The organism is Leifsonia sp. McL0627 (assembly GCF_058244615.1).
In genome coordinates, this window is the sequence record NZ_JBZCGM010000003.1 from 18,424 (window position 1) to 37,397 (window position 18,974).

Sequence of the window (18,974 nt, forward strand, 5' to 3'; positions counted from 1 at the left end):
CCCACCCCATCGAGTGGTCCCGAATTGCCGCGCGTCACGACCCCGCGCGGCAATTCGGGACCACTCGATAGAATTGGGGGTTGCGGCGCTTGGCTAATGGTATTAGCTTTACGGCTATGAACACTTCCATCGCCAGTGAGGTCCACTTCCTCCAGCGCCCCGAGGGACGCGTGAGCTACACCGTCGAGGGCTCCGGCCCTCTCATCGTCGCCGTGCCCGGCATGGGCGACCTCCGGTCCACCTACCGCGAGCTGGTCGGTCCGCTGGTGCGCGCCGGCTACCGCGTCGCCGTCACCGATCTGCGGGCGCACGGCGACGGCGACACGACGTTCCGCGAGTTCGGCGACATCGAGACCGGTCGTGACGTCATCGCCCTCATCGACGAGCTCGGCGGCCCCGCCGTGCTGCTCGGCAACTCGATGGGAGCCTCCGCGGCCGCCTGGATCGCGGCAGAGCGCCCGGATGCGGTCGCCGGCCTCGCCCTCTACAGCCCGCTGCTGCGCGACCCGGCCATGAGCGCGTTCGCCGTCGCCTCCCTGCACGGGATGTACCGGGTCCTCTTCGCCGGGCCGTGGGGCGCAGGCGCCTGGGCCGGCTACTACCGGAAGTCGCTCAACAAGGGGCACCAGGCGCCCTGGCTCGCCGAGCACGCGGCGGCGATCAAGGCGAACATGAAGGAGCCGGGCAGGCTGCGGTCGTTCCGTCACCTGACGGTGCAGCTCACCCACTCCGTCGTCGAGCCGCGGCTGCCGGAGGTGCACACCCCGATGCTCGCGTTCATCGGCGCACTCGACCCCGACTTCAAGGACCCTGCCGCCGAGCTGGAGTGGGTCGCCTCCCTCGGGGCCGACACGGAGTTCGTCCCGAATCCGGGCACTACCCCCAGGCGCAGCGACCGGACATCATCGTCCCGCGCACGATCGACTTCCTCGCCCGGCTGCGCGACGGATCGGCGGAGGGCGCGAACGACGTCACCGCGACCTGGGCCGCCCGTGCCTAGGGCCGGGCTCACCAGGGCCGCCGTCACCGGGGTCGCGATCGACCTGGTGGATGCGGGGGGAGTGTCGGGGTTCGACCGCCTCACCCTGGCGGCCGTCGCAGGGAGCGCTGGGGTGGCGGTGCCGAGCCTCTACAAGCACGTCTCGTCACTCGACGACCTGCGCCGACTGGTCGCGATCGAGTCGGTCAGTGAGTTGACCAGGGTGCTCGCCGCCGCGACCATCGGCCGTTCAGGGGCGGACGCGCTGCACGAGGCCGCAGACGCGATGCGCGCCTTCGCCCACGCGCATCCCGGCCGGTATACCGCGATTCAGGTCGCGCCGAACCTGGCCGACCCCGGCGACGCGGAGCTCGCAGAGCGGGCGGCGGAGACGATCGCGGTCCTCGCGGGGGCGCTGCGCGCCTTCGATCTGCCGGAGTCGAGCACGGTCGACGCGATCAGGATGCTGCGCAGCGCCATCCACGGTTTCGTGCTCCTGGAGCTGACCGGCGGGTTCGGCCTGCCGGACGACCTCGACCGCAGTTTCCACCTGCTCATCTCCGCCACCATCGCCGGCATCGAGTCCCTCGTCCCCGCCACCCCCTAGCCAGCGGTGCACTCGCGCACCTGGCCCGCGTCCCCACGCAATCGAGCCCAGGCTTCTTCCCGGAATTCCTGTCGGAAACCGGGAGAAAGCCTGGGCTCGATCGTGAGAAGTGCGGGAGAGGCGGAGGGGTCAGCCGCGGGCGCGGCGCGGGCCGTTGCCGCGCTGGGTGCTGCCGCCGACGAGGCTGCCGACGCGGAGGCCGCCGCCGTTGCCGGAGCGCTGGCCGTTGCCGGAGCCGCCGCGCTGGCCGCCGCCGGTGGAACCGGAGCCGGAGCCGTTGCCGTTGCCGCCGCTGCGCTGGCCGCCGGTCGAGCCGGAGCCCGAGCCGTGCGAGGTGGTCGATGCGCCGCCGCGGCCACCGGCCGGGCGACCGGAGCGGTCGCGACGCGGACGCCCGGCCTCACCGGACGCTGCGCCCTGGCCGTCGCGGCCCCGGCCGTCTCCACGACCCTGACCGCCGTTGCCGCCGTCGCGGCCACGGCCGCCGTCTGCACGACCGCCATCTGCACGGGCTGCGTCGCCACCGCGTCCTCCGCGACCGCGACCGCCGCCGCGTCCACCGCGCTGGCCGTCCGCTCCGCCGTCGCGCTGGGCGCGCTTGCGCTGGGCGTTCGCGCCCTGCGACTGCCCGCCGCCGCGCTGCTGCTGCTGCTGCGCGTCCTTCGGAGCCGGCTTCACGTACGCGGCCGTCTCACCGACCAGGGTGACGACAGCAGCGGACTCGGCCGTGACCACCTGCGGGGTGACCGCGATGGCCGCCTTGCGCAGCAGGGTCTTCACGTCCGACTTCTGCGAGGTCAGCATGACCGTCACGACGTCGCCGGAGCTGCCGGCGCGGGCCGTGCGGCCCGAGCGGTGCAGGTATGCCTTGTGCTCCATGGGCGGGTCGACGTGCACGACGAGCTCCACATTGTCGACGTGCACACCGCGGGCGGCCACGTCGGTCGCGACGAGCACGCGCACGTCACCGGCGCCGAACGCCGCGAGGTTGCGGTCGCGGGCGACCTGCGACAGGTTGCCGTGCAGGTCGACAGCCGGGATGCCGGAGGCGGTGAGCTGCTTGGCGAGCTTCTTGGCGTGGTGCTTGGTCCTGGTGAACAGGATGCGGCGGCTCGCGCCGGACGCCAGCTTCTCGACCAGGTCTTTCTTGGCTTCGAGGGAGTCGATCTCGAAGACGTGGTGGGTCATCGCATCCACGTGGCTGGTGGCGTCGTCGACCGAGTGCAGCACCTCGTTGGTGAGGAACTTCTTGACGATCTTGTCCACGCCGTTGTCGAGCGTCGCCGAGAACAGCAGACGCTGACCGTTGGCAGGCGTCTTGTCCAGGATGCGCGTGACAACAGGCAGGAAGCCGAGGTCGGCCATGTGGTCCGCCTCGTCGAGCACGGTGATCTCGACGGCGTCGAGGGAGACGAAACCCTGCTTCATCAGGTCTTCGAGGCGGCCGGGGCAGGCGACGACGATGTCGACGCCGTCCCGGAGCGCTGCGACCTGACGCTGCTGCGAGACGCCGCCGAAGATCGTGGTGGTCTTGAGGCCGTATGCGTCGGCGAGCGGCTGCATCGTCGCGGAGATCTGGGTGGCCAGTTCGCGGGTCGGTGCGAGCACCAGGCCGAGGGGGCGCCCGGCGCGGCGCTTGCCGCCGGCGAGCTTGGTGCCGAGGCGCGCGGCCATCGGCAGGGCGAACGCGATGGTCTTGCCGGAGCCGGTCTTCCCGCGGCCGAGGACGTCGCGACCCGCGAGGGTGTCGGGCAGGGTGTCCGCCTGGATGGGGAACGGATCCGTCTTGCCGTCGGCCGTGAGGACGGCGACGAGGGGAGCCGGCACGCCGAGACCGGCGAAAGTGTTCTGAGACAAAGGTGGTGCCTTTCGGGCATCAGGACCCCGCGCATCCTGGGTGATGCAGGTTCGGGGCAGTAGTGGCGAAGGTGCCGAGCGGCACGATCGTTCGCCGTAGAAAGTGACGCAGGCGGGGCTGATGCCCGGCGCTGTGCGTGGTGCGTTCTGCGACGCAGGGAGTCCGACACGGACTCGCAAGTAATGAAAGCCTACCTGATCAGGCTGTGAACCTGTCGCAAGCGACTTCTCGGCTGGAGGAACTAGACTATCGGACCGAATCGAGAGGTGGTCTGCGTGCAGGAAACGGAACTCGAACGTGAGCGCGCCGTGGTCGCCGGATTGTACGGACGACTGGACGCGCTCCGGGCCGAAACCAAGGAGCTTCTCACCCGTGTGCGGCGCGAAAGTGTGGGCAGCAACCACCAGGCGCGCAGCGAACGGGATGCGTTCGCCCGCCTCTATGAAGACCAGCTGACCCAGCTGCGCGAGGTCGACTCCCGCCTGGTCTTCGGTCGGCTGCTGCTGGAGCATCCCGTGGACGGGTCTGCCCACCGGTACATCGGCCGTATCGGGCTGCGCGACGAGGAGCAGCGGTCGCTGCTCGTCGACTGGCGCGCCCAGCAAGCGAGCGCCTTCTACCAGGCGACCGCGAGCGAGCGCATGGGCGTCCGGGCCCGCCGGCACCTGACGATGACGGGCCGCGAGGTCGTGCGCGTCGACGACGAGGTGTTCGACGAAGCACTTCTCGAGGGCCGCGGCGGAGACACCGAGCAGGTGCAGGGGGAGGGGGCGCTGCTCGCGGCGCTCACCGCGCAGCGCACCGGCCGGATGAACGACATCGTGGCGACGATCCAGGCGGAGCAGGACCGCATCATCCGCTCAGAGCTGCGCGGCGCCCTCGTGGTGCAGGGCGGCCCAGGCACCGGCAAGACGGCCGTCGCGCTGCACAGGGCGGCCTTCCTGCTGTATGCGAACCGCCAGCGGCTGAGCGCATCCGGTGTGCTCGTCGTCGGGCCGTCGACTGCGTTCCTGCGCTACATCGAGGCCGTCCTGCCATCGCTCGGCGAGACCGGCGTGGTGCTGCGGACCCTCGGCGGCATGTATCCGGGCGTCGTAGCGACGGTGGACGACGAGCCGGAGGCGGCGAAGCTGAAGGGGTCGGCGCAGATGGTGCGGCTGCTGGCGCGCGCCGTGCGTTCCCGGCAGACGGCGCCGGACACCGAGCAGACCGTCGTGATCGACAACGAGCGGCTGACGGTGCAGCCCGAGCTGATCGAGCGCGCCATCTCGCGCGCTCAGCGCACAGGCAAGCCGCACAACGTCGCCAGGGTCACCTTCGTGAAGCACGCGCTCGGCGAGCTGGTCGAGCTGCTCGCGGCGCAGTTGCGTGCCGGCGGTTCGACCATCGACGAGGCGGACCTGAAGGTGCTCCGCGAAGACCTGCGCACCTCGTACGACGTGCGCGTGCTGCTCAACACGGCGTGGCTGCCCCTCACGCCGGAGAAGTTCCTCCAGGACCTGTACTCGCGTCCGGCGTGGTTCGCCGAGCTGACGACACGTTGGTCGGACGCGCAGCGGGCGGCGCTGTACCGCGAGAGGACGGAGCCGTTCACGGTCTCCGATGTGCCTCTGCTCGACGAGGCCGCCGAGCTGCTCGGCGAGTTCCCCGGCCGTCCGGACGCCGGCGCCAGGGAGCGCGACCGTCAGCGCAAGCGCGACGTCGAGAACGCCAAGGCCGCCATCCGGAACATGGGCGTGCAGGGGCTGGTGAACGCCGAGCAGCTCGCCGACGGGTTCGCCGAGCGCGAGGACACCGGAACGACCGCCGAGCGTGCCGAGGCGGACCGGCAGTGGACGTACGGCCACGTGGTGGTGGACGAGGCGCAGGAGCTGTCCGCGATGCAGTGGAGGATGCTGGTGCGCCGCTGCCCGATGAAGTCGTTCACGATCGTCGGCGACATCGCCCAGGTGGCGTCCGCCGCCGGTGCGACCAGCTGGGACGAGGCGCTCGGCCCGATCTTCAAGGACGCCTGGCGGCTGGAGGAGCTGACGGTCAATTACCGCACCCCCGCCCAGATCACGCGGGAGGCGGAGCAGCTCGCGAAGGCGGCCGGTCTCCCGATCACGCCGACCAGGGCCGTGCGCGAGGGCGACTGGCCCATCCGGAGGGTCTCCGCGGTGGCCGAGCTGCTTCCGGAGGCGGTCGCGGAGGCGGTCGGGCACGACCGCGGCGTCGACGCGTCTGGCACGGTGGCCGTGATCGCAGCGTCGGCGACAGTGGACGCGGTGGCCGCGGCGGTCACCCGTCGTTTCGGCGACGACGCGGCTCGCGGCGCTGCCGGGTTGTCGCGGCCGATCGCGGTGCTGACGGGCTACGAGGCGAAAGGCCTGGAGTTCGACGCGGTGGTGCTCGCCGATCCGGATGCTTTGGCCGGCGAGTCGCCGCGCGGTGCGGCGTCGCTGTACGTCGCGATGACCCGGCCGACGCAGCGGCTCACGCTGGTGACGCGGGCGTAGCGCCGGTCAGCGCGCGTGTTCTCAGTGCGCGCCCTGGTAGCGCTCGCCGACCGGCACGTCGACGGGCAGGGTGTTGCCCGCTTGCGCGAGCGGGCACGCCCAGGCCGGGTCGTATGCGCAGGACGGGTTGTACGCGAAGTTGAAGTCGAGCACGATGGTCGCCTCGCCGTCCGCGTCCCCGTCGGCGTCGAGGCCGAGGTCGGCGCCTTTGATCGTGTCGATCAGGTAGCGGCCGCCGCCGTACGTCCCGCCCGGCTTGCCGGCCAGTGCGTCCTTCACGGGGACGAAGATCCCGCCGCCGTAGGAGGACAGCCTCCACACGTCGAGGGACCCGGCGAACGGCACTCGCACCACGCCGAGGAGCTGGAACGGGACGACGCCGTCTGTGCCGGTCTCGACATCCATGCGCCGCGGTTCGGTCGGCGGGATGATCGGCAGCTCGAACCGCCAGTCCGGGTCGTAGCCGACCACGGGGAGGCCGGTGAACGTGTCTCTGTCCTCCGGGAGCAGTGGGGTGGCCGGGTGCGAGGAGAACAGGTCGTTGCGGCAGGAGATCCAGTGGGCGTGCGCTGTCGCCGGGTCGGTCGCCGCCATCCGCCGCACGGACGCGTACATCCCGAACACGCGCCGTCGCCAGTCCGCGGTCTGCACGGCGGACACGGCCAGCGCTGCCTGCGGTGTGTCGATCGTCATGGCTGTACCTCCTGCTCGGGAACCGGTGGTTCCGACGCCTCATCATCTCGCGCCGGAGGGTCGTATGCCCAGGTCGGCGCAAGCTGACGCAACCGCAGGCCGCGCCACTGCCAGAACGCCCACATCGTGTACCAGGCGAGCGGGGTGAGGACGCCGGCCTTCACGATCAGCTGATCCCGGTACAGGGTCCGCAGCTTCCCGTCCGCGTCCGGCCCAGCGGGGTCCGGCGCGATCGCCATCCGGTGGTCGAGGTGCGGCATCGCGGCCAGCAGGCCGCCCGTCCCTCCGCCGGTGTCTCTCAGGATGCGGACGCGCCCCTGCGCGCGCTCCTGCCCGCGCCCCAGACCGGGCTCCTGACTGTGCCGCGGCTCGCGCACCTCGCTGGAGCTGAGCCTGATCGCCTGCGTGCCGACCGTGAACGCCCCGAAGGCCCGCACGCCCACCCGGTGCTCGCCGCTACCCCACACGGTGGGGAACCCGGCCGGTTCGTCCGACCGGAAGTCGACCCAGGGCAGCGCGACCTCCCTGAACGCCGTCGGGCTCTGCAGCGCTCGCCAGGCGGCATCCGGATCGCAGTCGAGGAGGAACTTCAGGAGGACCCTCATCCACCCAGTGTCGCACTCACCCCGCTGTCCTCGTCACACCTTTCCCGCCCGCGCCCCACTGCCGTCGGCGCCCCCGATTCAGCACTCCGCCGCCCGCGCGAGCAGCAGGGCGCGCTCCCTCTCGTTGCCCGTGAGCGCCGCCGCCCGCTGGAACTCCTGCTTCGCCTCCGCGAGTCGTCCCAGCCGGACGAGCAGGTCTGCCCGCACCGTCGGCAGCAGGTGGTAGGTGCTGAGTGCCCCGTCGATGACCAGCCGGTCCACAACGTCGAGCCCGGCTTCCGGGCCATACGCCATCGACAGCGCCACCGCCCTGTTCAGTTCGACGATCGCGTTCGGCTGAAGTTCGGCGAGTGCGCCGTAGAGGGCGACGATCTCCTCCCAGTCGGTCGCCGCGGCCGTCGGCGCCGTCGCGTGGCACGCTGCGATGGCCGCCTGCAGCGCGTACGGCCCGCGCCCCCGATCCAAACGCTCCGAGCGCTGCAGAGCGGCAACACCCCGGCCGATCAGGATGCGGTCCCACCTCGACCTGTCCTGGTCCTGCAGCAGCACGGGCTCACCTTCGGGGGTCGTGCGCGCCCCGAGCCTGGACGCCTGGAACTCCATCAGCGCCACCAGCCCGTGCACCTCGGGTTCGCGTGGCGTGAGCTCGGCGAGCACACGGCCGAGTCGCAGCGCCTCCTGGCAGAGGCTCGGGCGCATCCAGTCGTCGCCGGCGGTCGCTGCGTATCCCTCGTTGAAGATCAGGTAGATCACTTCGAGGACCGATCCGAGTCTGGCGGGGAACTCCGACCGGTCAGGCACCTCGAAGGGGACCCTCGCCGCGCTGAGAGTGCGTTTGGCGCGGACGATCCGTTGCGCGATCGTCGGGGGAGGGACGAGGAACGCCCGCGCGATCTCCTCGGTCGACAGCCCGCCGAGGAGTTTGAGGGTGAGCGCCACCCTCGACGGCTTGGTGAGCACGGGGTGGCAGGAGATGAAGACGAGCCGCAGCAGGTCGTCGTCGATGGTCTCCTCGGCGATCAGGGCAGGGTCGTCGACTCCGCGTTCTGTCTCCAGGTCGTGGGCGAGCTGGGTGTACCGGTCACCCAACCTCTCCTGGCGCCGCCAGCCGTCGATCGCCTTGCGCTTGGCGACGGCCGTGAGCCAGGCTCCCGCGTTGCGGGGGACTCCGGACTCCGGCCACTGCTCGAGAGCGGCGACGAGGGCATCCTGAGCCAGTTCCTCGGCCAAGCCGACATCGCCGACCATCCGGGCGAGCACCGCCACCAGCTTGCCGGACTCGATGCGCCACACCGCCTCGACGGTGCGTGCAGCCTCGCTGCCTCCGGCCTCCGCGCTCACAACAGCCGCCGCGCGCCCACCGGCCGCATCACGAGCCCCGCCCTCGACCGCCGCCATCCGTTACGCCGTCCGCGGCTCTCCGCCGGCCTCGCGCCAGGCCTTCTCCTTCTGCACGTATACGTTGTCCTGGTCGAACTCGGCGATGTCGACCACCTTGCGCACCTGCACGCTGCCGGAGGTGAGCGGGATGCGGCGCGCCCACTCGAGCGCTTCCTCCCTGCTGGCGGTCTGGATGATCCAGAATCCTGCGATCAGCTCCTTGGTCTCGGTGAACGGGCCGTCGACGACCGTGCGCTCGTCGCCCGCGAACTCGACGCGCGCGCCCTCCGAGCTGGGGTGCAGGCCCTCTCCGGCGAGGATCACGCCGGCCTTGATCAATTCGTCGTTGTATGCGCCCATCGCGTTGAGGTCGTCTTCGCTGGGCGTTCCGCCCGCTTCGGTGTTCTCGTCTGCGGTGAGGATGAGCATGAACTTCATTGCTGTCTCTTTCTGTGACCGGCGCTTCGACGCCGTTTCTGCTGCCAGGGGCAGTGGGCGATTCCGCCCTTCACCTCCACGTCGAACGACCGGGCCCGGAATCGACATCGGCGGAGCTTTTCATCTGTGCCAGTCTCGCGGGAGGGGTGCCCGCCCGTCGATAACCGCCGCCAATCTGTGGATAAGTCACAGTGTGGCGCGGTTGTGACGGAGGTGTGCGCTAGAACTGGTGCATGGCGATCCGGTACTGGCTGGGAGTGGTGCAGCAGGACCATGTGCTGCGCGGGGTCGCTGCGGGCATCGCGCAGGTCAACCACGGCGCGAAAGCCCCGCTCGAACGCATGAATGCGGCGGACGGCTTCGTGTACTACTCGCCCAAGACGACCTACCCGGACGGCGACCCGCTCAAACAGTTCACCGCGATCGGCCGCATCGCTGACGACGACATCTACCAGACAACGCAGGGCCCGTCGATGCGCGGCCCGGCCGCCGACTTCAAGCCGTGGCGCCGCCGCGTCGACTGGGAGCACGAGGCGGAGGCGACGCCGATCAGGCCACTGCTTCCCGTGCTCGACTTCACCAGGGACAAGCCGGACTGGGGCTACCAGCTGCGCAGGGGGCTCATCGAGATCACCCGCCACGACTTCGAGCTGATCCGCCGCCAGATGCGCCGTCCGTCACCGGACGACCCACACGCCAAGCCGCTCCCGCGCCGGGCTACGATGGCCCGGTGACCCAGCCAGCCACGGCCGAGGCGATGGCGCGCCGCCCCAATCCCGCATCTAATATGTAACCTGGATGATGCCGCGACCGTATAGCGGCGTGTCGTTGGGAGCGGAATGTTCTTTGAAGATCGCTATGAGACCCCCGGCTGGCCCCGGGACATGATCATTCGCGTCTCGACTGGGTCGAACCTGCTGGAACTCCTCTGGCTCCGCCATCATGGGCTCGCGAACACTGAGCCCGCCCTGCCGCAGGCCGATCTTCCCGGCGAACCGGTCCCGTCAACGGACGCCGTCCTCCTCGGGATCTGGGAGAGGCTGTGGAAGGAGTCCCTCGACCATGCCCGCGTTCTACACGAGACCGACTCGGCGTCGATAGCGGATCATGCAGAGTTGTGGACTCCTCCGCGAAGCGCGGTACTCGTCGATGCGCTCGGCCTCGATCCCGCCGAGGGTGTTCGCGACTGGGAGGCGACTCGACCGACGTATCCGGACGCGGAACGTGCTGTAGTCGACGACGTCAGGCGCGCCTGGCTGGCAGGCCTGCGCGTCGTCATCGAGATTCCCCTGCAAGCGCACTACTTCCGCGCCCTCTCTCCGTCGACCATGTTGGTGTCGGCCAGAACCCGACGCGACCGCACGAGTTACATCGACGCCCTGGCCGGTCTCGGCTTGCGGTGACCTTGCGCTGACCCGCCGTGAACTCGCGCCGGCGTCGGTCAGGAGTGGAAATTCTCGCCGGGCGAGCCGGACACGCAGACGGCACCGTTGTTCATGACGACATTGGATCCGGGGAGGACGTTCGCGAAGTCCCCGCCCGACAGCGAGAAGGACCAGCTGCTGCTCCATGATGGCCCGCTTCCGCCCGCCCAGGTGAAGGCAGGAAGCCCACTCCAGCCCCAGACCTGGACGGTCCACGTTTTGGCGATCACGGGTCTCGGGACGACGAAGCCCGTTGAGATGGTTTTCGAGTTGCCCCGCGAGACCGCGTTGATCCAGGAATTTCCACATGGCCCTTGAACCCATGTCGTCCGGGACTGGGCACTGGAGTCCTGCTTCAGCCGGCGTTCGAATTCGACGGCGTCGGCGCTCACGGGAATCGAGTGTTGCCCGCCATGGCCGTCGGCGACGATCGCGTAGCCGTTTGCCTCGGCGACCACGCGATCGAATCCGGCTGGCACAAGTGCCGTCGCGTTCATCAGGGTGGTCGATTCGGTTTCGACTGTCGCGGCCTGGGCCGCTGCTCCGCCTGTCAGGATGAGAGCGGCTGTTACGGCGATTGTCAGGGCCGAGCGCATGCTCCGGTTTCCGCGTTTCATCAGGGGGTCCTTTCGACAGTGAAGTGAGGTACGGGTGGTCGACACATGGTGCGCGCAATCCGATCCACCACAATGTTCGCAGATAAATCAAGAATCTAAAACGCTGACATTTTCAATGGTCGGTGCGCCGCCCGTCACCGGACGACCCACACGCCAAGCCGCTCCCGCGCCGGGCTACGATGGCCCGGTGACCCAGCCAGCCACCACTCCCGTCCCCGCAGCCACCACTCCTGTCCCCGCCCACGCGCAGACCAAATACCAGGTCCGCTTCGACTGGGCAGCCGAGGGCGCAGTCACCGTCGCCTCCGACGCGGACATCGTCGTCTGGGTCGACGTCCTGCCGCCCGTCGACAACGAGAACGCCACAGCCGCGCCCGCCACCCCCGCCACCCCGCAGGATGCACTCCACCTCCTCCCGCAGACCCCAGCCGTCGTTCTCGGCGGCCTGACCACCGCCTCCGCTGTCGCCGCCTGGGTCCTCGCGGAGCAGGTGCGCCTCGGCCGCCGCGCCATGGTGTCCATCGTCGCGGCGGGCGGGACCACCGCGTCCGGTGCTGTGCGGTTCGCGGTGGAGGATCAGCTCGCCGCCGGCGCGATCGTGGATGCGCTCGCCGGGGTCGGCATCGACTACAGCTCGCCGGAGGCGGCCGCCGCGTGTGCAGCGTTCACCGGGCTGCGCGGTGCGGTCGCCCACCTGCTGACGGCGTCCGCGTCCGGTCAGGAGCACGTCGCCGCCGGTCGCACTCCGGCCGAGATCGCCCCGTCCGGGCGAGTGGACAGTGAGTCGACCGTGATCGTTCTGCGAGGCGCAGAAGACACGGAATGATCCACGGAGCCTTCGTGTTCCGCTCAGCAGGAGGTTTGAAACCATGAAAGCTGTTCTGAACGACACGGTGATCGCCGAGGCCCCGGAGTCCGAGCTCGTGCGCATCGAAGGCAACTGGTATTTCCCGCCGGCGAGCGTCAATGCCGACCTGCTGGTTGCGAGTGACACGCCGTACACCTGTCCGTGGAAGGGCGAGTGCCAGTACTTCTCGGTGAAGGACGGCGACGCGCTGCTGCAGGATCGTGCGTGGAGCTACCCGACGCCGTACCCGAGCGCGTTCGACCGGGTCGGGTCGGATTTCAGCAACTACGTCGCGTTCTGGAAGGACGTGCAGGTCGTCGACTGATCGACTCGCCGCACTGAGACACCGCCGGGCCTGTACCCCGGCGGTGTCCTTTTTTTGGGGGACTGTCACCTGAAAGTGGGGTACAACGGTCCTTCCACTCCGCTGTCTGAACGGATATACATGAAGGGCGGAGGAAACTCCCGGAACCCGAACCGGGAGTCGCGCCGCCTGAGCTGACCCGAATCGGCTCGACCGCGCGCGCTTACCCGGCTTCCGCGTACTCAGGAACCCGATTCTGTGACCCGTCGCGTCTTTCGTCGTGCCCTCTTTCCGTTCAGCAACACAGCAAAGCATCGAGACAGCAGTGCTCTCGCCCTCGGGCGACTGAAGCGTCTCGGTGTCGTCGCCGCAGCTCTCGTCGTCGCCCTGGTGGGGGGCAGTGTGCTCGCGGGGCCCGCGTTCGCGGCGACTGCCTCCCTCTCCGTCGACAAGACCGTCGACGGGAAGGGGGCGGTCACCGTGGCGAACGGCGCCGAGTTCACGTACACGGTGATGGTCGGCTGCGACGACAACGACTGCGTCGACGCGAAGCTGGTGGATGCGCTCCCCGCGCAGTTCGCCGGGTTCAGCATCCTGGAGACCAGCGTCTCCCCGAGCTCGAAGCCGTTCACCAAGAACCTGACCGGATGTACGACCACCGTCACCGCGTCCTGCGAGCTCACCGTGCTCTTCACCGACACGGTCGCCGGCGGCGTCGGGATCCCCGCGGGTGGGACCTACCGCGTCACCGTCACGCTAAAGGCCCCGCAGAACCTCGCACCCGACTGGGCGTACAACGGCGTGGCCGTCACGAACACGGCATACGGCACGTCAACGACGGCTCCGGATGCGCACAGCTCGGCCGACGTGACCGTGAACATCCCGATCTCGGTGGACGAGAAGGTCGGCAAGACCTGGGCTCCGGCGAACCAGCAGTTCGCTCCGGGGGCGGCATCGACCATCACGCTCTCCAGCCAGAACACGTCCAACGTCCCCGCCGACTCCCTCTCCGTGCAGGACCCGGCCGTCGCGACCGACGGCGCGACCACTCTCGATGCGGCCAACCCGTTCGCGATCGTCGACTTCGCCGGCTTCGGGGCCGTCGCACTGCCTGCTGGCGCCGACCTGGTCCAGGTCGACGCGTACGTGTACGACAGCGGGTCGAACGCGTGGAAGTGGCAGACAGGTCCTCCGACCGCAGCAGCCGACATCCAGCTCCCCGCCGGTGTCCTCCCGGCCGATGTCGCCGGACTCCGCTTCACATACAGCAGCAGCACCGGCACGACCATCGCCGCGAACGGTGCAGCGGGCAGCATCGCCCTCTCGGTCGCGCAGCGCGCGACTAACCGGATCACCTCCGCGTCGCTCGTCAGCGGCGCGACCGTGACCAACAAGGTCACCGGCACGGTCACCGTCCCCGGTCAGCCGCCGGTCTCGAAGACGGCGCAGGCCCCGTTCACCATCGGCGGCCTCAACGTGGTGGTCAGCGCCGGCAAGACGATCGCCCCCAGCCGCATCCCGGCCGGAACGACGGCCACGGCTGCGATCACCGGCAAGAACGACTCCAACGGGCCCCTCACCTCGCTCACCCTGAGCGACCGCGGTTTTTTCACCGCGTCGCTCGGCTTCGGCGGTTTCGCCGCCCCTCTCGCCTATCCGACCGGCGCGACCGGCGCCTCCGTCGTCTGGTACTTCTCCGACGGAAGCAGTGCCGTTGTGCCGTTCGCCGATGGTGCGACCCCCGTCGCTCCCGCCGCACCGCCCGGTGCGCACCTCACCGGACTCGACCTCACATACACCGGTTCCGTGGCGATCGGCGCCATCGCGGGCGCGCAGTTCCTGATCGCCCCCGCCGCCGATTACGTCGCGGAGACCGACAGCCCGGCCGATGTCAGCAACACCGTGACGGTGACCGGCACCAACCCCGCCGGCACCGCGAGCAAGCCGGCGACGGCGCCGCTGAAGATCTTCTACCCGGAGATCTCCCTGAAGCTGTCCAAGTCGATCTCGCCGTCCGGCGCCGTATCTCCCGGCTCGACAGTCGTGGCGAAGATCCCGGCGACGACCTCCACCGACTCCGCATACGTCCGGCCGCACACCATCGTGGTCGAGGACGTCTGGCGCTCCGGGAAGGCCAACGACTTCTTCAACGCGTTCAACCCGATCGCGATCGCTCCCACCCAGGTTCCGCTCGGTTCGACGATGACGGTCGAGTACTCGACGGACGGCGGAGTGACGTACACCGTCTTCGACACCGTCGATGCGACTGCTGCAGCGCAGAACTACCGCGCGAACCTGCCGGCGGCCATTGTCGGCAGCATCACCGGTCTGCGCTTCACGTTCGCCGACCCGGGCGGCTTCGCCCAGGGCACCACGGTGAGCCCCAACGTCACGGCGCAGGCGCGTTCCGCCCTGCGCGACGGCAGCGGACAGACCTCCGTCGCCGACGCGGGCGCGAGCACCTACCAGAACGAGGCGAAGTCGCACGCGTCCGGCACCATCACCGGAGCGCCGCCGGTCGTGAGCGACGAGCTGACCGCTCACGCCAACGCCTCCATTCAGAGCCACAGCGGCACCGGCTCGCTCAGTGCGGCCAAGAAGTGGACGAAGCCGGACCTCACCGGCGACCTCACCGAACTGCCGTCGCAGTCCGGCCAGCAGGCGGGCACCGTCCTCTCCTGGGGTGTGACGGACACCGGGTACAGCTCGGTGGTCGTCACCGATCCGGCGACGAACGCCACCGATCCGTCGCAGACGGTCTTCCAGGCGTTCGACCTCGTGCGCGTCGCGCCCATCACCTTCGCGGCACAGCCGCTCCTCCAGTGGGACACGGTCAGCCAGGTCCAGCTGTTCCACGACGGCGTGTGGAACACCGTCGCAGCACCCGGCGGCACATGGATGAACGCGACCGGCTTCAAGGGATACACCCTGACCCCGGCCGAGCTGCGCGACACCACCGGCGTCCGCTTCGTCGTCGAGCCGAATGACACCGCTCGCGCGGCGACGACCGACCCGACGGCCCCGCCCGTCGACTCCGGCATCGCGACCGTCGCCGTCAACCAGTCGCGGAGCTTCGGCCTGGTCTGGCAGCTGCGCAACCTGCAGCGCGTGCCCGCCGACGCCACGAACCCGTGGGCGACCGCCGACACCGTGTTCAACGACTCCACCCCCGGCACCATCTGGAACCGCAGCGGCGTCTCAGGCGTGCAGAACGGCACGGCCGTCGGCCCGGTGACCGCCTCGGACAACATCGCGCTGATCGACCAGCCGCCGCTGGTGGACGTGACCAAGACGAGCGAGCGTTCCACCCTGGTGGTGCCGAAGGCGGGCGACGTCGACCCGTCCGGCTATCCGACCAACGACTTCACTATCACGGCGAAGAACGCGGCCGCCGCCCGCGCCTCGTACATCAGGGTGACGGACCCGTCTCCGTGCGACACCGCATCCATCGGCGACTGTCTGTCGGCGGCGAACGCCTGGACGGCCGACCCGTTCGCGGGCAAGACGTACACCACCGCCAGCCCGTTCGAGCGGCTGAACCTGACCAGGATCGCATTCACCGTTCCGGCGACGCAGGTCGACCAGGCGGTCTCGCGGGTCACGCTCTGGCACCGCGACGCCACCGGCGCGCTCAGCACGACGACCGTGTCGATGGCCCAGGCCGCGCTCCTGCTGCCCGCCGATCTGCTCGACGTCGTCGGCGTCAGCGTCGTCTACCAGGGCACGAACCCTGCGGCGAACGGCGGCTCGATCGTGAGCGGCCAGAACCTCGTGATGAAGCTGAGCACGCAGGTCCGCGTGACGCAGCGCAGTGATGCGACGGCGGAGGTGAAGGCCTTCCGGGTCGACAACTACGCGTTCGCGCAGGGCTACGACCCCGTGCTCTACCCCACGGGTCAGGGCTCCCAGCCGAGCGACAGCGACAACGCGAGCCTGACGCTCACGACCGCGACTCTCGATGTGAAGGCCGCGAAGAGCTTCTCCACCCCGTCCATCCTCGAGAAAGACCGCCACGCGCCCGTTGCCGTGACCCTGAGCGCGAACCAGGGGCAGGCGACGGCGGCGACCCACCAGGTGACGCTCACCGACGTGGATCCGGCGTTCTGGAACGACTTCGCGCTCACCGGCCTGGCAGCCGGCGACGTCGCGCTCCCGGCCGGAGCCGACCAGGTGAGGGTCGACGTGCAGACGGGTGGGACCTCCACCTGGATCACCGGCACCACCGGCGCCACGGCGACGCTGCCGACCATCGCCGTCGACCAGATCACGGGCATCCGGTTCGTGTTCAGTCGCGCGGACGGCGGACTGTTCAGCCGCACTGCGGTCCCGGCCGACTTCACCGCCACCGCCGTGCTGCGCGTGCAGCTGCGGGATGCGGCCCGTGACGGTTCCGCCATCGTCTTCCCGAGCTCGGTGGCCGACACGGTGACCGCTCTGACGCACCGGACGGACAACCCGGCGGTCTACGCGGACAGGACGGACGACGCCGGGGCGAGCATCGGCCTCCTACCTGGCACGCGCAGCCTCGACGTCTCGAAGACGCCGCAGAACGGCGTGCACACGGTGAGCATCGGCGACCCGAACCTGTGGACGCTGACCTTCGCGAACACCGGCACGGGATTCATCGACGTGACCGACCTCGTCGACACCCTCCCGAGCGCGCTGGAGTGGGACGGCGAGACGCCGACATACACGACGACGCCGGGCGGGACGCTCTCCGTCACCCCGACGACCGCGTTCGATGCCACGAGCGGGAAGCTCACGCTCACCTGGCCGGCCGGCGGCGCGCGGATGTCGCCAGGCGAGAAGTTCACCGTGCAGCTGAACCTCGTGCTGCAGCCCGGCCTCACCGGCTCGCAGCAGGCGGTCAACCAGTTCGTGGTCGACACGGCGCAGACTCTGACGGCGTGCACGAACACCTCCGGCAACGGTCAGGGCATCCTCTCCGGACTCCCCGCGACCGCCTGCGGCACGAGCAACTACGTTCAGCCGATCTCCGGTCCCTCCCTCTACACGTCCAAGGGCGTGCAGGGCGATGTCGTCGACGGCCTCGTCTCCGGAGCGGTCAACGTGACCAACCCGGCCGCCACCTGCGTCCCGGACGCCGCCGGGTACTACAGCTCGCCGTGCGCGGCGAACACCGTCGTCGGCGGAACGGACCAGTGGCGCCTGCGCGCGACCAACAGCGGAACGGTGACGTACGACGCCCTCGTCTTCGTCGACCCGCTGCCGACCCCCGGCGACCGGATGCTCGCGACCGGTTCCAGCCGCGGCTCCACCTTCCGTCCGGTGTTCGACCAGACGTACGGCCTCACCATGGACGCGCCGGCCGGGACGACCGCCACCTGGGAGGTCACCACGTCGCCGGACGTCTGCGTCGGCGCCGGAGCGACCGCGTGGCCGAGCGACCCGACCTGTTCGGCGAACCCGGTCGCGGCCGAGTGGACCCCGTCGACCGCGTACACCGGCGACTGGACCGCGGTGACGGGCGTCCGGGTGACGCTCGACTTCACCACCACCACTGCTGGCACCCTCGCTCCCGGCGCGACCGTGGGCGTCACGTACCGCACGGTCGACCGTCCGGCGACGACGACCGCACCGGATGGGGCTCCGGTCTCGATCGCGTCGGCCGCGTCGTACGCCTGGAACCAGTTCGGCGCGACCGCCGTGCTGACCGGCGGGGGAACGGTCCGTCGCGCTCCGGTCAAGGCCGGCGTCACGATCGCGACCGGCCCGCTGCAGGTCGACAAGGTCGTCACGGGCTCTGCAGCCTCCGCGGCTCCCACCGAGTTCCAGGCCGACGTGACGTGCTCGGTCGCCGGAACCCCGGTCGATCTGGGCCCGTCCGCGCTGCTCACGCTCGCCAGCGCGAGCGGACTGACCGCCCGCATCGACGGCATCCCGCTCGGAGCGGACTGCACGATCGCCGAGCACGGCGCAGCAGGCAGCTACGGCGAGGCCGACCGCTCGATCTCGGCGGGCACCGTCCGGATCCTGTCGTCCGAGCAGGCGGGCGCCGTCCCGGCCGACCAGACGACGACGATCACGAACACGTACGAGTTCGGCGCGCTGTCCATTGCCAAGACGGCCAAGGCGCTGAGCGTCTCGGAGAAGGAGGCGGTCCAGTACACGATCACCGTCACCAACCAGGGGGCGCTCGATGCGACCGCCTTCACCGTGACGGACACGCTGCCGACAGGGTCGACCTTCGTCTCGGCCGATGCGTCCGGCACGGAGAGCGGGGGCGTCGTGACCTGGCCGATCGCGTTGCTGAAGAAGGGCGCATCCATCGACCTGCACGTCACGCTCACCTTCGCGAAGGCGGGGGCGTACGACAACATCGCGAACGTCAGCACGCCCCCGGTCGGACCGTGGAAGCCGCCGACGACCGGAGGCACGTGCACGGGCCAGCCGACGGCCGCCTGTGTGCAGGTCGTCGTGAACAAGCCGGTGGATCCTGCTGGCCCCGGCGAGCCGACCGGCCCTGGCACGACGCCGACACCGAAGCCGACACTCGACCCCGCTCCCGCACCGGGTCCCGGCCCCAGCTCCGGCCCCGGCTCGAGCCAGGCGGCAGGCGGCCTCGCGGCGACCGGCTCGGCCGGCGACTACCTCCTCGTCGCCGGATGGGCTGCCGTCCTGATGCTGATCGGCGCTGCCCTCATCGCACGCCGTCGGCGCGGGCAGGCATAGCGCGCAGTCTGGACGACTGCTCGGACCGTTG

General features: G+C 70.0%; 13 protein-coding genes. 7 read left to right on the forward strand and 6 right to left on the reverse strand.

The window, feature by feature from the left end; genetic code table 11:
- Positions 1 to 116 precede the first annotated feature (116 nt).
- Positions 117 to 1,586, forward strand: a complete 1,470-nt coding sequence (locus AC37TH_RS08290; RefSeq protein WP_490763894.1) for an alpha/beta fold hydrolase — start codon at positions 117 to 119, stop codon at positions 1,584 to 1,586.
- 129 nt (positions 1,587 to 1,715) lie between these two features.
- Here the strand turns inward: AC37TH_RS08290 and AC37TH_RS08295 are convergent, their stop codons facing one another.
- Positions 1,716 to 3,443, reverse strand: a complete 1,728-nt coding sequence (locus AC37TH_RS08295) for a DEAD/DEAH box helicase (protein WP_490763895.1) — start codon at positions 3,441 to 3,443, stop codon at positions 1,716 to 1,718.
- A gap of 276 nt (positions 3,444 to 3,719) precedes the next feature.
- On the opposite strand from AC37TH_RS08295, the gene AC37TH_RS08300 reads away from it, so the two are divergent.
- The gene (locus AC37TH_RS08300) at positions 3,720 to 5,942 is read left to right on the forward strand and encodes a HelD family protein (protein ID WP_490763896.1); all 2,223 of its coding nucleotides are present in this window, start codon (positions 3,720 to 3,722) and stop codon (positions 5,940 to 5,942) included.
- A 21-nt stretch (positions 5,943 to 5,963) separates the two neighbouring features.
- Here the strand turns inward: AC37TH_RS08300 and AC37TH_RS08305 are convergent, their stop codons facing one another.
- The 4 genes from AC37TH_RS08305 to AC37TH_RS08320 all read right to left on the reverse strand — a co-directional run bounded on the left by AC37TH_RS08305 (position 5,964) and on the right by AC37TH_RS08320 (position 9,058).
- A complete protein-coding gene (locus AC37TH_RS08305; RefSeq protein ID WP_490763897.1) occupies positions 5,964 to 6,635 on the reverse strand; it encodes a DUF1684 domain-containing protein in 672 nt (223 codons plus the stop codon).
- On the reverse strand, positions 6,632 to 7,240 hold the full coding sequence (locus AC37TH_RS08310; protein WP_490763898.1) for a hypothetical protein: 609 nt from the start codon (positions 7,238 to 7,240) through the stop codon (positions 6,632 to 6,634). Before AC37TH_RS08310 ends, AC37TH_RS08305 begins: the two co-directional genes overlap by 4 nt.
- Before the next feature lie 78 nt (positions 7,241 to 7,318).
- Positions 7,319 to 8,638 (reverse strand): RNA polymerase sigma factor, encoded by a 1,320-nt coding sequence (locus AC37TH_RS08315; RefSeq protein WP_490763899.1) that lies wholly within the window; start codon positions 8,636 to 8,638, stop codon positions 7,319 to 7,321.
- A 3-nt stretch (positions 8,639 to 8,641) separates the two neighbouring features.
- A complete protein-coding gene (locus tag AC37TH_RS08320) occupies positions 8,642 to 9,058 on the reverse strand; it encodes a YciI family protein (RefSeq protein WP_490763900.1) in 417 nt (138 codons plus the stop codon).
- A gap of 233 nt (positions 9,059 to 9,291) precedes the next feature.
- Between AC37TH_RS08320 and AC37TH_RS08325 the strand changes: the two genes are divergently transcribed.
- Positions 9,292 to 9,792, forward strand: coding sequence for an EVE domain-containing protein (locus AC37TH_RS08325; protein WP_490763901.1), 501 nt, complete (start codon positions 9,292 to 9,294; stop codon positions 9,790 to 9,792).
- A 105-nt stretch (positions 9,793 to 9,897) separates the two neighbouring features.
- Positions 9,898 to 10,461: a hypothetical protein gene (locus AC37TH_RS08330; RefSeq protein ID WP_490763902.1), complete on the forward strand. Its 564-nt coding sequence runs from the start codon at positions 9,898 to 9,900 to the stop codon at positions 10,459 to 10,461.
- 38 nt (positions 10,462 to 10,499) lie between these two features.
- Here the strand turns inward: AC37TH_RS08330 and AC37TH_RS08335 are convergent, their stop codons facing one another.
- Positions 10,500 to 11,099, reverse strand: a complete 600-nt coding sequence (locus AC37TH_RS08335; RefSeq protein WP_490763903.1) for a hypothetical protein — start codon at positions 11,097 to 11,099, stop codon at positions 10,500 to 10,502.
- A gap of 187 nt (positions 11,100 to 11,286) precedes the next feature.
- Between AC37TH_RS08335 and AC37TH_RS08340 the strand changes: the two genes are divergently transcribed.
- The 3 genes from AC37TH_RS08340 (at position 11,287) to AC37TH_RS08350 (ending at position 18,943) form a co-directional block, all read left to right on the forward strand.
- The gene (locus tag AC37TH_RS08340) at positions 11,287 to 11,925 is read left to right on the forward strand and encodes a 2-phosphosulfolactate phosphatase (RefSeq protein WP_490763904.1); all 639 of its coding nucleotides are present in this window, start codon (positions 11,287 to 11,289) and stop codon (positions 11,923 to 11,925) included.
- A 43-nt stretch (positions 11,926 to 11,968) separates the two neighbouring features.
- Positions 11,969 to 12,271 carry a DUF427 domain-containing protein gene (locus AC37TH_RS08345; RefSeq protein ID WP_490763905.1) on the forward strand — a complete coding sequence of 101 codons (303 nt, stop codon included), beginning with the start codon at positions 11,969 to 11,971 and terminating at the stop codon, positions 12,269 to 12,271.
- Between the two features lie 237 nt (positions 12,272 to 12,508).
- Positions 12,509 to 18,943 (forward strand): DUF5979 domain-containing protein, encoded by a 6,435-nt coding sequence (locus AC37TH_RS08350; RefSeq protein ID WP_490763906.1) that lies wholly within the window; start codon positions 12,509 to 12,511, stop codon positions 18,941 to 18,943.
- The last annotated feature ends 31 nt before the right edge of the window (positions 18,944 to 18,974 follow it).